Origin of the sequence: Pseudomonas sp. NFPP02, from assembly GCF_900119355.1 — a bacterium.
GTDB classification, from domain to species: domain Bacteria; phylum Pseudomonadota; class Gammaproteobacteria; order Pseudomonadales; family Pseudomonadaceae; genus Aquipseudomonas; species Aquipseudomonas paracarnis.
Window position 1 is genome coordinate 528,554 of record NZ_FPJI01000002.1, and the last position, 15,564, is coordinate 544,117.

General features: G+C 63.0%; 15 protein-coding genes. 5 read left to right on the plus strand and 10 right to left on the minus strand.

The genetic code is table 11. The features are described from left to right. Positions 1-147 precede the first annotated feature (147 nt). The 8 genes from urtA to cbiE all read right to left on the minus strand — a co-directional run bounded on the left by urtA (position 148) and on the right by cbiE (position 8,918). Positions 148-1,413 carry an urea ABC transporter substrate-binding protein gene (gene urtA / locus BT204_RS05725; RefSeq protein ID WP_003188149.1) on the minus strand — a complete coding sequence of 422 codons (1,266 nt, stop codon included), beginning with the start codon at positions 1,411-1,413 and terminating at the stop codon, positions 148-150. Positions 1,414-1,606: 193 nt separating this feature from the next. Next, positions 1,607-2,968, minus strand: coding sequence for a PepSY-associated TM helix domain-containing protein (locus BT204_RS05730; protein ID WP_072445921.1), 1,362 nt, complete (start codon positions 2,966-2,968; stop codon positions 1,607-1,609). Positions 2,969-3,086: 118 nt separating this feature from the next. Continuing rightward, positions 3,087-5,147, minus strand: coding sequence for a TonB-dependent copper receptor (locus BT204_RS05735; RefSeq protein WP_072445923.1), 2,061 nt, complete (start codon positions 5,145-5,147; stop codon positions 3,087-3,089). Between the two features lie 93 nt (positions 5,148-5,240). After that, on the minus strand, positions 5,241-5,639 hold the full coding sequence (locus tag BT204_RS05740) for a DUF2946 domain-containing protein (protein WP_072445925.1): 399 nt from the start codon (positions 5,637-5,639) through the stop codon (positions 5,241-5,243). Between the two features lie 10 nt (positions 5,640-5,649). Further along, positions 5,650-6,132, minus strand: a complete 483-nt coding sequence (locus tag BT204_RS05745) for a copper chaperone PCu(A)C (protein WP_054918811.1) — start codon at positions 6,130-6,132, stop codon at positions 5,650-5,652. Between the two features lie 47 nt (positions 6,133-6,179). Further along, positions 6,180-6,572: a DUF2946 domain-containing protein gene (locus BT204_RS05750; RefSeq protein WP_034126406.1), complete on the minus strand. Its 393-nt coding sequence runs from the start codon at positions 6,570-6,572 to the stop codon at positions 6,180-6,182. Positions 6,573-6,996: 424 nt separating this feature from the next. Further along, positions 6,997-7,716 carry a cobalt-precorrin-6A reductase gene (locus tag BT204_RS05755; RefSeq protein WP_072445928.1) on the minus strand — a complete coding sequence of 240 codons (720 nt, stop codon included), beginning with the start codon at positions 7,714-7,716 and terminating at the stop codon, positions 6,997-6,999. Beyond that, entirely contained in the window at positions 7,713-8,918 is a 1,206-nt protein-coding gene (gene cbiE / locus BT204_RS05760) for a precorrin-6y C5,15-methyltransferase (decarboxylating) subunit CbiE (RefSeq protein ID WP_072445931.1), read from the minus strand. Before cbiE ends, BT204_RS05755 begins: the two co-directional genes overlap by 4 nt. Positions 8,919-8,956: 38 nt before the next feature. Between cbiE and cobG the strand changes: the two genes are divergently transcribed. From cobG to BT204_RS05785, 5 genes are all read left to right on the plus strand, one after another. Further along, positions 8,957-10,303, plus strand: coding sequence for a precorrin-3B synthase (gene cobG, locus BT204_RS05765; protein ID WP_072445933.1), 1,347 nt, complete (start codon positions 8,957-8,959; stop codon positions 10,301-10,303). After that, positions 10,296-10,922, plus strand: a complete 627-nt coding sequence (locus BT204_RS05770) for a precorrin-8X methylmutase (RefSeq protein ID WP_034126410.1) — start codon at positions 10,296-10,298, stop codon at positions 10,920-10,922. Before cobG ends, BT204_RS05770 begins: the two co-directional genes overlap by 8 nt. After that, positions 10,922-11,653 (plus strand): precorrin-2 C(20)-methyltransferase, encoded by a 732-nt coding sequence (locus BT204_RS05775; RefSeq protein ID WP_003188163.1) that lies wholly within the window; start codon positions 10,922-10,924, stop codon positions 11,651-11,653. The genes BT204_RS05770 and BT204_RS05775 overlap by 1 nt, the downstream gene beginning before the upstream one ends. Continuing rightward, positions 11,653-13,290: a precorrin-3B C(17)-methyltransferase gene (cobJ, locus tag BT204_RS05780; protein ID WP_072445935.1), complete on the plus strand. Its 1,638-nt coding sequence runs from the start codon at positions 11,653-11,655 to the stop codon at positions 13,288-13,290. Before BT204_RS05775 ends, cobJ begins: the two co-directional genes overlap by 1 nt. Positions 13,291-13,527: 237 nt before the next feature. Further along, on the plus strand, positions 13,528-14,307 hold the full coding sequence (locus BT204_RS05785; RefSeq protein ID WP_054896395.1) for a hypothetical protein: 780 nt from the start codon (positions 13,528-13,530) through the stop codon (positions 14,305-14,307). On the opposite strand, the gene BT204_RS05790 is transcribed toward BT204_RS05785, so the two are convergent. Continuing rightward, positions 14,304-14,900: a MarC family protein gene (locus BT204_RS05790; protein WP_003171467.1), complete on the minus strand. Its 597-nt coding sequence runs from the start codon at positions 14,898-14,900 to the stop codon at positions 14,304-14,306. The two genes, BT204_RS05785 and BT204_RS05790, sit on opposite strands and share 4 nt — an antisense overlap. A 199-nt stretch (positions 14,901-15,099) precedes the next feature. After that, positions 15,100-15,231, minus strand: a complete 132-nt coding sequence (locus BT204_RS28255) for a hypothetical protein (RefSeq protein ID WP_267910800.1) — start codon at positions 15,229-15,231, stop codon at positions 15,100-15,102. Positions 15,232-15,564 lie beyond the last annotated feature (333 nt).

The following is a 15,564-nucleotide window of genomic DNA, read 5'->3' on the forward strand; positions in this document are numbered from 1 at the left end:
GCGGGGACAGTGTGGGAGCAGGCTGTGTGTAAGAGCTGGCTTGCCTGCGATGGCATCGCTGCGGTGTGTCAGGCACACCGAGTTGTTTGCATCGCAGGCAAGCCAGCTCCCACAGTGACCATGTCCCACATTCGAGCCGTGGGGACGTTAGTTGCTCTTCACGGCATAGTCCGGTTTTTTGTCATTGCCCGGAATGTAAGGGCTCCACGGCTGTGCACGAATCGGCGCTTCGGTCTGCCACACCACCGAGAACTGCCCGTCGGCCTGGATCTCACCGATCATCACCGGCTTGTGCAGGTGGTGGTTGGTCTTGTCCATGGTCAGGGTGAAGCCCGACGGCGCAGCGAAGGTCTGGCCGCCCAGGGCTTCACGCACCTTGTCGACGTCGGTGGACTTGGCTTTTTCCGCCGCCTGCGCCCACATATGGATGCCCACATAGGTGGCTTCCATCGGGTCGTTGGTCACGGCTTTGTCGGCGCCCGGCAGGTTGTGTTTCTTGGCGTAGGCTTTCCAGTCGGCCACGAACTTCTGGTTCACCGGGTTTTCCACCGACTGGAAGTAGTTCCAGGCCGCGAGGTTGCCCACCAGCGGCTTGGTGTCGATGCCGCGCAGTTCTTCTTCACCCACCGAGAACGCCACCACCGGTACCTCGGTGGCTTTCAAGCCCTGGTTGGCCAGTTCTTTGTAGAAGGGCACGTTGGAGTCGCCGTTCACGGTGGAGACCACCGCGGTCTTGCCACCGGCGGAGAACTTCTTGATGTTGGCGACGATGGTCTGGTAATCGGCGTGGCCGAACGGGGTGTAGACCTCCTCGATGTCTTTATCCGCCACGCCTTTGGAATGCAGGAACGAGCGCAGGATCTTGTTGGTGGTGCGCGGGTACACGTAGTCGGTGCCGAGCAGGAAGAAACGCTTGGCGCTGCCGCCTTCTTCGCTCATCAGGTATTCCACCGCCGGGATCGCCTGCTGGTTCGGGGCCGCACCGGTATAGAACACGTTGGGCGACATCTCTTCGCCTTCGTACTGCACCGGGTAGAACAGCAAGCCGTTGAGTTCTTCGAACACCGGCAGTACGGATTTACGCGACACCGAGGTCCAGCAGCCGAACACCACGGCCACCTTGTCCTGGGTCAACAGTTGCCGACCTTTCTCGGCGAACAGCGGCCAGTTGGACGCCGGGTCCACCACCACCGGTTCGAGCATCTTGCCGTTCACCCCGCCCTTGGCGTTGATCTCGTCGATGGTCATCAGCGCCATGTCTTTGAGTGAGGTTTCGGAGATCGCCATGGTCCCGGACAGCGAGTGCAGGATGCCGACCTTGATGGTCTCGGCGGCCTGGACGGTCCAGGTCAAACCCATGGCGGCAATAGATGCCGACAAAGTGAAAGCCTTGATCAAGCTGCGACGCTTCATGGTGCGATCTCCGTGTACCGATAATTGTTGTGGGGCAGATACACAGGGCTTTGCAAAGGCTGTGCCTGCTACGCCAGACACGGTTTACCGGCGGGTTCGGGAGGTAAAGCCGCTCCGTGGCGCACCAGGTTGGCGCCACGGAGGCCGTTGAGTGCACGGCAGGCTTCAAAAGAGGGCGTTGCGCGACAATGCTTCAGGCGGTTGCGCTGATGCGTGACAGCAACAAGCGATCCAGCGCCCACACCAGGACCAACGAAGCCCCTACCAACGGAAAAATGATCGCCAGCCCGAGCATGATCGCCATCGCGGTTTTCCACTTGGGCAGGTCATGGCGCAGCGGCGGTACACCTAGCCCGCCTTGTGGCCGGCGCTTCCACCAGATCACCACGCCGCTGACCGCGCTGAGCAGAATCATCAGGCAGATCACCAGCACGATCAGTTGGTTGACCCAGCCGAACATCTTGCCCTCGTGCAGCATCACGCCGGTCTCGGTGGCCCGTGCGACCAGGTTGTAATGATCCCAGCGCACATCGGCCAGGACCTTGCCGGTGTACTGGTCCACGTGCAGGGTGGCGTCGTTGCGCGGGTCGTCGGCGAACACCGCGACGGTGAATACACCAGTGGCGGTGGTGGGGAAGGTAATGCTGTAGCCGGGCTCGACCTTGCGTGCGTTGGCCAGGTCGACCACCTGTTGCAGACGCACCGTAGGTGCGGCCGGGCCTGCGTGCATTGCGCCGTGATTCATATGCTCGGCGTGGTCGCCGGACATTGGCATCGGCGTGTTTTCCAGGGCCCAGGGCACGGTCTGCTGGGTGGCGGTGTTGAGCACACGGGCCTGCTGGTCGGACTGCGGCACGCTGTTCCACATCGCGGCTGGGAAGGTGTTCCACAGGTCGGCGTATTGCTTGCCCCAGAACCCGGTCCAGGTCATGCCGCTGAGCAGCATCACCAGCAGGAACGCTGCGCCCCAGAAGCCGGCGACAGCGTGCAGGTCACGCCAGAACACCCGACCACGGGTATTGAAGCGAGGCCACAGAATGCCTGCAGATGACTTGCCCCGCGGCCACCACAGGTACAGGCCGGACACCACCAGCATCACGCCCCAGCCGGCGGCGAGTTCGATCAGGCGATCGCCGACGGTGCCGATCATCAGTTCGCCGTGCAGGGCGCGGACGATGGCTTGCAGGTTGTTGTTTGCGTCCTGCTCACCGAGGACGGTGCCGCGATAGGGGTCGATGAACACCGTCACTTCGTGGGCATCGTTGCGCATCACGAACTGCGCGCTGCGAGTGGCGTCGGCAGGGGGCAGGTATTTGCTGATCGCGGCGTGGGGGTAGGCGGCCTGGACGCGCTGCAGTTGCTCGTCGGCGCTCAGCGCGTGTTCGGCGGCGGGCACGGTGAGCAGGTGGCCGTACATCAGCGGGTCGAGCTGGGGTTTGAACAGGTAGATGATGCCGGTGAGGGCCAGCAGCACCATGAAGGGGGCGACGAAGAGGCCGGCGTAAAAGTGCCAGCGCCAGGCCAGGTTGTAGAAGGAAATTTTTTGTGTGGTCATCGGGTGCTCCGCATAAGGCTTTTGATTTTTCTTGGTCTGTTACGCCGTCATCGCAGGCAAGCCAGCTCCCACATGGGGCTGTATTGCACCTGTGGGAGCTGGCTTGCCTGCGATGCTTTTAGAAGCTCATGTCCACCTTGGTCCAGAGCGTACGCCCCGGCTCCTTGATGGCCTGCGGGTCGTTGGCTGGGTAACCGAAGCCTGCGTTACCGGCCAGATTCAGATGCTCGGCATAAGCCTTGCCGAACAGGTTGTCGACCCCGGTACTGACCTTGAAGTGCTTGTTGATGCGGTATGCCGCGTTCAGCGAGAACACGCCGAAGCCGCCGCTCTTGTCGTAGTCTTTGCCGACCACGTTGCCTTTGTTCGGATCGATACGGTGTTGCGCCGCGACCACCCTCCACAACGCACCCGCGCTCCAATCGTCTTCGCTGTAGGTCAGGCCCAGGCGCGTGTCCAGCGGTGGCATTTGTGGCAGGGCCTTGCCGTCGCTGCTGTTCTTGCCCCAGGCATAGGCGAGGCTGGCGTCGGCTTTCCAGTGTTGGCTCAGCTTGTACGCTGCGCCCACTTCGCCGCCCATGATACGTGCGTCCACATTGCGCGCCTGGGAGGTGGTGCCCATCATGCCGGGCCTGTAGTCGAACAGGATGAAGTCGCGCACCTGGCCGACATAGCCCGACACCCAGGCTTCCAGGTCGGCGCTCTTGTACTGGGCACCGAAGTCGAGCTGGGTGGTTTTCTCGGGCTTCACGCCGTCGAAGGCATTCACCGAACCGGCCGCGCCGGTGTTGGGGGAAAACAGCTCCCAGTAATCCGGGAAACGTTCCGCGTGGCCCAGGCCGGCATACAGCGTGGTGGGGCTGTCCGCCAGGTCGTGCTCATAACGCACAAAGCCCGAGGGCAATGTATCGGCGCGGGTGTCGCCGGCGGTCGGGTTCGGGCGCGACATCATTCCCGAGCCGGTGCGTTGACGGAAGTCCTTGGCCGAGGCGCGGTCCAGGCGTGCGCCGGTGATCAGGCGATCGTTGTCGGCGGCGTACCAGGTCAGTTCGCCGAACACACCGTAGTTGTGGAAATTGGCGTCCTTGTTGCGCGGCAGATCCTTATACGTGTCGATGCCCATGCTGCTGCGCGCACGGTGTTCATTGGTCTGTGCATCCAGGCCGCTGATCAATTGCACATCCGCCCAGCGCCAGGTCGCCTTGATGCGTGCGCCAAGGGTGCGGCGGTCGACGTTGGACGCCATGGGGCCCGCCATCATGCCGGTGCCCGAAGGGACACGCAGGCTGTAGTTGTCCATCACATGGTCGGCGTAGTTGTAGTAGACCTGGGCCTCGACCTTATCCAGCACCTCGCCGATATTGGATTTCTCGAAACGCAGCCCCAGGCTTTCGCGCAGGAACTGCGAGCCGTCCATGCCGCGACCGGCGTAGCGCGCTTCACCATCGCCACGCCCGGCGGTGAGTTCCAGCAGGGTGTCGGCGTCGGGCGTGAAGCCCACAGCCACGTCACCGTTCCACTTGTCATAGCGCGAGGCGACGGTGTCGTTGTTGCCGTCCTTGTAATCGTCGGCGTGGGCCTGGTTGCCGATCACGCGCACATAGCCCAATGGGCCGCCGGCAGCAGCATCGATGACCTTGTCGAAACGCCCGTTGGAACCGGCCAATACGCTGGCGTTGACCCGCGTGCCCAGCTCGCCGAACTGCTCGGGTTCACGGTCGAACAGGATGGTGCCCGCTGACGCGCCCGGGCCCCAGAGCACGGTTTGCGGGCCTTTGATCACGGTGAGCTTGTCGTAGGTTTCCGGCGAAATATACGAAGTTGGCGCATCCATGCGGCCCGGGCACGCGCCGAGCATCATGCCGCCGTTGGTGAGGATATTCAGGCGCGAGCCGAACATGCCGCGCAGCACCGGGTCGCCGTTGGTGCCGCCGTTGCGCACCAGGGCGAAGCCGGGGATGGTCTTGAGGTAGTCGCCGCCATCGCTGGCGGGCACCGGTTGGCGAGGGTCTTTGGGGTTGGTGACCACGGTCAGCGGTGAGCTGGGGGCGATCGCGGTGATGACGGTGGGGCTCAGCTCATGCTCGTCGGCGTGAGCGTTGGCAGCCAATAGTGCGCCGCATAAGGCGGTGAGCAGGGCAGTACTTCCCAAACGGGTGTCAGCAGAAAACCTGGACATGACAAATTCCATCAATCAATCGTAAACAACACGGCCAGCAGCCTGCGGCTGTCTGTCTAAAGTCGGCCGGGGTGAAGTAACGCGGTGAAGGGCTTACGAAACGATGGGCGGCGCGCGGCTGCGGGCTCCGGGGAAGATGCTCTGCCGGGCATGGCCCAGGCGCGTGGCGGGGGTGAGGGCGTTGGCGGGCGGCGGGGTGCCGAGGGTTACGTAGGAGACGCTGCCGGGCAGGGCCGGGCAACTGAACAGCAGGCTGCAATAGCCGCATTTTTCCCAGAGAACATGATGCTCGTCGGGGGCTTTGCTGTGCTGCGCAGGTTCACCATGGCAGTTGGGCATGTCCATGGTCATGGACATGCTGGCGTGATGATCCATCGGCATCGCTTGGGAAATCAGCGGACCGATAAAAATCATCAGCATGGCGAACAGGCTGATCCAACTGCCGCGCATCAGACGGCGGTGGGGAGACAACCTGGCGCGAGGGGCGCCCATCGAGGTTGGCTTACTGGGCGTGCATGTGCTCGTGGCCGGCCATTGGCGGCGCTTTGTGCACCGACACTTGCACCTCGACCTTGCCGGCTTTTTCGAAGGTCAGGGTCAGCGGGAATTGCTTGCCGTCGGCCAGCAGGCTGCGGTCTTTGAGGCCAAGCAGCATGACGTGATAGGCCATCGGCGCGAAGGTCAGTTCACCCTTGGCCGGTACGGCGACGCTGGGCACTTGTTGCATCTTCATCAAATCGCCTTGCATCACGTGCTCATGCAGCTCGGCTTTTTCGGCAACGCTGGTTTCAACGCTGAGCAGGCGATCCGGGGCCGCCCCGGTGTTATGAATTACAAAGTAGGCGGCGACGGTAGGCGCATTCGGTGGCAACTCCTGAGACCAGGGGTCGCTCACCAGCAAATCGCCGGCCTTGTAGTCTTCGGCATTGGCAGCACTGAACACCGGCAGCAGCAACGCAGCCAGAAGCAGGGAAGATTTAAGCATGGCAGTTCTCCAGAACGGTTCTAAACGCAGTTCACTTGCGAAGAAGATCAGACCGTTGGAGAAGCGCGGGGGTTAAGGCTCGGCCATTGCTGGCGCGGGGTTGGATTGCGCAATAAGCGCGGCGGCAAGTTCTGCACCGCCTCGAAGCGCGTCACATACAACTGCGGCACATGCCCCGGCAACGCCACCAACGGCGCAGAACCCGAGCAACACCAGCAATGCTGCATGGCGGAGTGATCGTCCGGCGGTGCGGGAATTTCCAGCTTGCCCAGGGCAATCGCCTTGAGGCTCGCGCCATTGGACGAACAGAACCCGCCCCACATCAGACGCTTGACCGGGTCATCGGTCTGCTGCATTGCACTGGCCAACGGCATGGCAAACGCATTGAACAGCACTGCAAGGCAGGCGATCCAGGCAATTGCAAAGCGTTGACGGGCCATGGCGGATAATCCGTAGGGTTAAACGATCAGGCGGGTATTTAGCCTGATCGGGGGGGATAAGTAAAAAGGGCGGGTGTGGTTTGGTGTCGCAGTGTTGGGTTTGAGGATAGACGAGAACGGCCGCTTGCCAATTTTGCAGAAAGGACGCGGCGCACCAGGCGGGCTGATCGTTCCCACGCTCTGCGTGGGAATGCCGCGTTGGACGCTCTGCGTCCGCTTTTAAAGCCGTGACGCGGAGCGTCACAGGATGCATTCCCACGCGGAGCGTGGGAACGATCAAGTCAGGTATAGGGCTTTTTCCAGCCAATGGTTGCGCAGTTGATTGAGCTAGCGCCTTGGCTGGCTGATCTACTACCGTCATTTGATAACGCAATTCCAAAGTGTGGGAGCGAGCAAGCACGCTCCCACATTGGATAGGTGGTGTTTAGAAAAGAGTGATTGCTTGTAGCAACGCCGGCACTGCTGTGAACTCTCGATCTACGGCAGCCAACACCGGCCGCTTCAACACCAACACCGGCACCCCACGCTCACGCGCCACTTCCAGCTTCGGCTCGGTGGCGGTGCTGCCGCTGTTCTTGCTGATCAGCACATCAATCCGCCGTTCTTCGAATAACGTCCGTTCATCCTCGATCAAAAACGGCCCGCGTGCGCCGATCACCTCACAGCGCTCGTTGCCGGGATACACATCCAGCGCGCGCAAGGTCCAGAACTGATCGGCGGGGATTTCGTCGAGGTGCTGCAAGGGTTCGCGACCCAAGGTGAACAGCGGGCGTTTGAAGGGTTTGAGCGCTTCGACCAGTTCGGCCCAGTCGGCGACCTCTCGCCAATCATCCCCCGGCTGCGGCTGCCAGGCTGGGCGTCGCAATGCCCAGCAAGGCACATCGCTCAATTGCGCCGCTTGGGCCGCGTTTTGGCTGATCTGCGCTGCATACGGATGGGTGGCGTCAATGATCAGGCTGATACGTTCGTCACGAATAAACTGCGCTAACCCTTCAGCGCCTCCGTAACCCCCGACACGAACCTTGCAGTTCAGGTCGGTTGGTACGCGGCCCACGCCGGCCAGGCTGTAGATATGCTGCGGCCCCAGGGTACGGGCGATGGCCAGCGCTTCCGTGACCCCGCCCAGTAATAGCATCCTTTTCATAGCGGCTTGATCACTTCCAGCAACGTGATCGGCAGCGCCTGGCGCCAGGTATCGAACTCGCCCAGGGGCTGCGCCTGGGCCACGTGGATGCGGGTCAGTTCACCGCCATGCTCGGCGCGCCAGTTCATCAAGGTCATTTCGCTTTGCAGGGTCACGGCATTGGCAACCAGGCGGCCACCGGGGCGCAGGTGTTGCCAGCAGGTGTCGAGCACGCCGTCGCGGGTGACGCCGCCGCCGATAAAGATGGCGTCCGGCGTTTCCAGGCCGCTTAACGCCTCCGGCGCCTTGCCGCGAATCAGTTGCAGGCCGGGCACGCCGAGGGCGTCGCGGTTGTGTTCGAACAGGCTTTGTCGGCCTGCGTCGGCTTCGATCGCGAAGGCGCGACAGCTGGGATGGGTGCGCATCCATTCAATACCGATGGAGCCACTGCCCGCGCCTACGTCCCATAACAGTTCGCCCGGCATGGGCGCGAGGCGGGCGAGGGTCATGGCGCGCACATCGCGTTTGGTCAGTTGGCCGTCGTGCTTGAAAGCTGCGTCGGGCAAGCCTGCAAGGCGCGACAGACGCGGTGCGTTCGCATCCGCCAGGCAGTCGATGGCGATCAGGTTCAAATCGGCAACCGCCGTGGGCTCCCACGCTTGCGCATGCCCGTCGATACGCCGCTCAGCCGGGCCGCCCAAGTGTTCAAACACAGTTACCCGACTGGGGCCAAAGCCGCGCTCGGCCAACAACGCCGCAATCAACGCGGGGCTGTTGCCGTCATTGCTCAACACCAACAAGCGCACGCCACTGGCCAGATGCGCATTAAGTGCCGCCACCGGACGGGCCACCACGGATAACGTCACCACCTCCTGCAACGGCCAGCCCAGGCGCGCCGCCGCCAGGGATACCGACGATGGCGCGGGCAAAATCAACAACTCTTCAGCTGGCACTTGCCGCGCCAGGCTGGCGCCGACGCCATAGAACATCGGATCGCCACTGGCCAGAACGCACACGGGCTCCCCGCGCCGCGACAACACTGGCTCCAGGGAAAACGGGCTCGGCCACACTTGGCGTTCGCCACGAATACACACCGGCAACAGGTCCAACTGGCGTTGGCCGCCTATAATCCGCGTGGCGCGCAACAGGGCATGCCGGGCATTTCTGCCCAGGCCTTTGAAGCCGTCTTCACCGATGCCTACAACCGTCAGCCAGGGCGACATATCAATTCCTTGAACGACATCCGACGGGCAGGCTTTTCATGCCGCCGGACAAAGCAGGCATAATACCGCGCCTTTACCCGTCAACCGGTAGCCCCGTGAACCCAACGCCCGCTGTGAATACCTTGCGCCCCTCGGCTTGTCCGGGGTTGCTGCGTATTGTCCAGGCGTTGGACGGTGGCATTTGCCGAGTCAAATTGGCGGGCGGCGCGATCACTGCCGCCCAGGCCCACGCCTTGGCGGACGCGGCCCAGGCGTATGCGGGCGGGGTGATTGAGGCGACCAACCGCGCCAACCTGCAGATCCGCGGCATCGGCGCCGAGCAGGAGGCGTTGATCGCCCGACTACTGGCGGCGGGCCTGGGCCCCAGCAACGCGGGCGGTGACGACGTGCGCAACCTGATGCTCAGCCCCAGCGCTGGCATTGACCCGCAGATGCTGTTCGACACCCGCCCGCTGGCCGCGCAGATCCTCGCCACCCTGGAGAACCATCCGCGTTTCCATGAACTGTCGGCCAAGTTCGCGGTGCAACTCGATGGCGGCGAAGACCTGGCGATGCTCGAGCATCACCACGACCTGTGGTTGTCGGCCTTCGTACGCCATGGCGAAACCCTGCTCGCGTTCGGCCTGGCCGGCTGTCCGGGCCTGGATGCGCCCCAGGCCGCCGTGCCTTTGAACCAGGGGCATGGGTTGGTCGTGGCCGTGCTGGAAGCGTTTCTGGACCTCGCCACCCCAGAACAAACGCGCATGCGCCATTTGCCTGTGGATAACGTGCTGAACCATTTGCGCTTGCCGTTGCTGCCAGCCGACGGCTTCATACGCCCGCCCAGCGACGCGTCGCTCCAGGTGGGCACTTATCCACAAGTGCAAAAGAATCAGTTCTACGTCGCCGCCCTCGCGCCATTGGGCCGCCTGAACCCGGCGATGCTCAAGGGCGCCGCACAACTGGCCAGTGACTATGGGGACGGCACCTTGCGCTTCACCCCTTGGCAAGGCGTGCTGGTGCCCAACGTCGAAAAGCCTCACGCCGTGACCGAGCGCCTGGCGCAACTGGGCTTTATCTGCTCGCTCGGCCACCCGCTGGCGCGCATGATTGCCTGCACCGGTTCCAGCGGCTGCGCAAAAGGCTTGGCCGACACCAAGGCCGACGCCGTGCAACTGGCCGCTCTGCAACCGGGCGTTGAGGTGCATCTGTCCGGCTGCCTGCGCTCCTGCGCTGCCGCGCACACCGCGCCAGTCACCTTGCTGGCGGTGAGCCCCGGCCACTACGACCTCTATTTTTGCGATGCAACCCAGCCTGGTTTTGGCCGGCTTCACGCGCGCACTCTTTCCATTGAAGCGGCGGGCGCCCTGTTGCGCGCTCGTCCACGGAGCAACACCGATGATTGATTACATCCGCGACGGTCAGGAGATCTATCGCAACTCCTTCGCCATTATTCGCGCGGAAGCCAAGTTGGACCGCATCCCGGCCGATTTGGAAAAACTCGCGGTGCGGGTGATCCATGCGTGCGGCATGGTCGAGGCCATCGACGGTCTGCAATTCTCCGAAGGTGCGGGCAAGGCCGGGCGCGATGCGCTGGCCGCTGGCGCGCCGATTCTGTGCGATGCGCGGATGGTCTCCGAAGGCGTGACCCGCGCGCGCCTGCCAGCCAATAACCCAGTGATCTGCACCCTGCGCGACGACAGCGTGCCGGAGCTGGCGCGGGAACTGGGCAATACCCGTTCCGCCGCCGCCCTTGAACTGTGGCGCCCGCATCTGGAAGGCAGTGTGGTGGTGATCGGCAACGCGCCGACCGCGTTGTTCTATCTGTTGGAAATGCTCGATGCCGGTGCGCCGAAGCCGGCGTTGATCCTGGGTTTTCCGGTGGGCTTTGTCGGCGCCGCCGAATCCAAGGCCATGCTCGCTGCTGATAGTCGTGGGGTGCCGTTCGTGATCATGCAAGGTCGCCTGGGCGGCAGCGCCATGGCTGCCGCCGCCGTCAATGCCCTGGCCACGGAGGTCGAATAATGCAGGTGCGCGGACGTTTGATCGGCCTGGGCGTCGGCCCCGGTGATCCGGAACTGATTACCCTCAAAGCCCTGCGCCTGCTGCGTGAATCGCCGGTGGTGGCGTACTTCGTGGCCAAAGGCAAGAAGGGCAACGCCTTCGGCATCATCGAGGACCACCTGGTGCCGCAACAGACCCTGATGCCGCTGGTGTACCCGGTGACCACCGAAGTGCTGCCGGCGCCGCTGTCCTACGAGCAGGTGATCAGCGACTTCTACGACAATGCCAGCCTCGACGTGGCCGCGCACCTGGACGCGGGCCGCGACGTGGCGGTGATCTGCGAAGGTGACCCGTTTTTCTACGGCTCCTACATGTACCTGCATGACCGCCTGGCCGAGCGCTACGAGGCCCAGGTGATTCCAGGTGTGTGCTCGATGCTCGGTGGTGCCTCGGTACTCGGCGCGCCGTTGGTGTATCGCAACCAGAGCTTGTCGGTGCTCTCGGGCGTATTGCCCCATGAGGATCTCAAGCGCCGCCTGGCGGATGCCGATGCCGCAGTGATCATGAAGCTGGGGCGCAACTTTCCGAAAGTGCGCCAGGTGTTGGAAGAGTTGGGTCTGGCCGAGCGGGCGTTGTACGTGGAACGCGCGACCATGGCCAACCAGAAGATCGTGCCGCTGGATCAGGTGGAGCCGATGTCGTCGCCGTATTTCTCACTGATCATCGTGCCCGGTGAACGGTGGCAAGGTTGATGACCCCGGCGATTGTGATTCTGGGCCAAGGCAGCCTGGCGACTGCGCGCAGGCTCCAGCAGGTTTACCCCGGCGCGTTGATCCACGGCCTGGCCACACGGGTTGAGGGAGCAGACCGCAGCTACAGCGAGTTCGGCGCGACCTTGCGTCAGCTTTATCAGCAGGGCACGCCACTGATTGCCCTGTGCGCCGCGGGCATTGTGATTCGCACCCTTGCACCGTTGCTGCTGGAAAAGGGCGAAGAACCCGCCGTGCTGGCCGTGGCTGAAGACGGCAGCGCCGTGGTGCCGTTGCTCGGTGGCCTGGGGGGCGTGAACCTCATGGCGCGCGACATTGCCGCAGCGCTCGGCGTGTCCGCCGCCATCACCACCAGCGGCGAGTTGCGTTTTGGCACCTGCCTGCTCAACCCGCCGGCGGGCTATCAACTGGCCGACATCGAGCTGGGCAAACGCTTTGTCTGCGACCTTCTGGCCGGCGAAAGCGTGCGCATTGAAGGCGCGGCGCCATGGCTGGAGGACGCTAACCTGCCTCAGGATCAACAGGCGCGCCTGGCGATTCATGTGGGCAGTGCCGAGCGCACACCGGCAGCCAATGAGTTGCTGATTTACCCGCAGAATGTCTACGTCACCTGTCGGCCGGGTGTGCAGTTGGCCGAGCGTGTGCGCTCGGCGTTGCAGGAGGCGGGCGTGGCCGTGCAATCCCTGGCCTGCCTGCTGGCCAGCGACCTGCAGATGGCTGACGCGTCCTTGCATGAAGCCGCGTCGGCGTTGGGCGTACCGCTGCGTTTTGCCGTACTGGAACCCGTTGCGGACATCAGTATCACCGTGGCCGAGCAGCCCTTGGATCTGTCACAGGTTGGGCGCCCCCGCGGGCGTCTGGCGGTGATTGGCCTGGGCCCCGGCGCTGCTGAATTGATGGTGCCGGCGGTGAAGGCGGAACTGGCGCGTTGCACCGATGTGCTGGGGTATGAAACCTACGTGCGCATGGCCGGGCCGTTCCGGGACGACCAAGTGCAACACTGCACTGACAACCGCGAAGAAATGCAGCGCGCCCGCCACGCCTTCGAGCTAGCCGCGCAAGGCCGCTCGGTGGTGGTGGTGTCCTCTGGTGACCCGGGTGTATTCGCCATGGCCGCGGCGGTGATCGAGGCGCTGCACGAGTCCAGCGAGCCGGCCTGGCATCAGGTCGACCTGGAAATCCTGCCGGGGGTTTCCGCTTCGCTGGCCACCGCTGCCCAGGCGGGCGCGCCGCTGGGGCATGACTTCTGTGTGATGTCGCTGTCGGATAATCTCAAGCCCTGGGCGATCATCGAAAAACGCCTGGACCTGGCTTCCCAGGCCGACCTGGCCTTGGCGTTCTACAACCCGATCTCCAGGTCGCGGCCTTGGCAACTGGGACGCGCCCTGGAGATCGTCGCGCTGCATCGCACGCCGCAGACGCCGGTGGTGCTGGGCCGTGACATCGGTCGTCCAGGCCAGACGCTGCGCGTCACTACCTTGGGGCAACTGACGCCCGAGCAGGTGGACATGCGCACCATGGTGCTGATCGGTTCATCCACCACCTGTGTGTTCCCGCGCGCGGGTGGCGGCGAGTGGGTGTACACACCACGTTGGTATGGCGACAAACCCAACTCCTGAAAACAGCCCGGTTGGCTGCCGGAAAGCTCCGAATAACCCAGGGATTCCCCTGGCGTTGTTCGGGGCTTTTTCTTTTTTATGCGATGAAAACCGCACGCCTGCCCGCCGCGCCTTGTCATTGCTGGACGCTGGTTTTGGGCGGGGCAGTCCAAGGGATGTTTATCGCATGGAAACCCCGCTGCTCCCTGGACTAGGGTGGAAGCAAGCCCCATGTGGGGTGCTTGTGGAGAACAGAAAATGGAGCGACGTCACAGAAGGATCAACAGTAAAAAAAGGCGCAAGTTGATTGCCGCCTACAAATTGCCGGGCGCACCTGCCAGGCAGGCCGCTTGCGCGCTGGATAGCGACGATGATTGCAATGCGGCCGTGGTCAACAACGGGGTGATTTCATTTGCCGAAGGCTTGTCGGCGTTGAATCGCGAATACGTACGCAAAAGCTATCTGCTGGCCAGCAGTTATGTGAGCGATGTGCTGAAGGTCCAGCGGGGCAGCGAGGCGTGGTACGAGGAATTTATCAAGGTGATGGTCAGCCTGGGGTGGCTGCCGCTGCGCAGTCGCTTTGAACGGGTCTCGCGTGCGGGCAATGGCCTGACGGTGCAACTGGCGGCGCTGAATATCATCGCCTCGATGCTGACGTCGACGGCGCTGTTCGGGCCACTGCTTAGCGCCTTGCCCAAGCTGGCCGCCGATGCGCTGGATGCATTGAAGCGTCAGCCAGCGTCTTTCGAGCTGTTCAAGCGCAATTGCGCGGTGCATGAGGGCGGCGATTTCGGCCTGGCCTCCTGCGCTGAAACAGACGGCGAGTTGATCATGGTGCTGGTGACCTACAGCACCCATGGTGTGGATAAACAGGTGGGCCTGCCCTTCCTGGAGTGGGATAGCTCCTCGTTCGAGGCCTTCAGCGGGCAGACTTGCCTGGTGCTCAATACCTCTATGGTCAACGAGAAAACCATCCAACTGATGCGCGAAAGCGCCGGTGACAAAGTGGAAATGGCTATCGCCAAATACCGGATCTAGGGCACCAGGTAGCCGCGTACCCCGGTAAAAATGATTTGCGCGGCCAGGGCGCAGACGAACAGGCCCATCAACCGGCTGACAATCTGCAAGCCCTGGTCGCCGAGAATGCGTTCGATACGGTTGGACAGGTACAGCACCACGCCTACCGTCAGGCTGGCCAGGGCAATACTGAGGATGGCGGTAAGCTTGTCGTCCCAGTGTGGTTGGCTGACGCCCATCACCAGCAAGGCGCCGATGGTGCCGGGGCCGACGGTGAGAGGGATGGTCAGCGGCACGATGGTCACGTCCTGCTGCACGTTGTCGGTCTGCACCGCCGACTTGCCCTGGGCCATGCCCAGGGCGGAGATAAACAACACACTGCCGGCGCCGATACGGAACGCGTCGACGGTAATGCCGAACACACTGAAAATCACCCGGCCAAACAGGTAGAGCAGCACGCTCGATACCAGGGTGGCCAGTGCAACTTTCCACGCCAGGCGCCGACGCTCCTTGCTGGAGTAGCCACGGGTCAGGCTGATAAAGCAGGACAGCACAAAGAACGGGCTGTAGAGCACCAGCATCTTCAGGTAAACGCTGAATAACACATGGAGCATGAGGGCGGCTCGCGGGCGGGGAAAGTGTGGAGGAGTCTATCCGACACAGATCAAATGTGGGAGCTGGCTTGCCTGCGATAGCGGTGGGTGTGATCGTTCCCACGCTCTGCCTGGGAATACATCCAGTGACGCTCTGCGTCGCGTTCAAGCAGGACGCGGAGCGTCCCGGGCAGCGTTCCCACGCGGAGCGTGGGAACGATCATCCGGAAAGGGTGCTGTGCTCAGGGCGCTGTTGGCGCTGCGCCACCCAGTAGTCCACCAGCTCGCGCATCTGCGACAGTTCCGCCGGCTTGGCCATGTGATCGTTCCCACGCTCTGCGTGGGAATACATCCAGTGACGCCCTGCGTCGCGTTCAAGCAGGACGCGGAGCGTCCCGGGCGGCATTCCCACGCGGAGCGTGGGAACGATCATCACGGGCTGTAGAGCACCAGTATCTTCAGGTAAACGCTGAATAACACATGGAGCATGGGGGCGGCTCGCGGGCGGGGAAAGTGTGGAGGAGTCTATCCGACACAGATCAAATGTGAGAGCTGGCTTGCCTGCGATAGTGGTGGGTGTGATCGTTCCCACGCTCTGCGTGGGAATGCATCCAGTGACGCTCTGCGTCGCGTTCAAGCAGGACGCGGAGCGTCCCGGGTGGCATTCCCACGCGGAGCGTGGGAA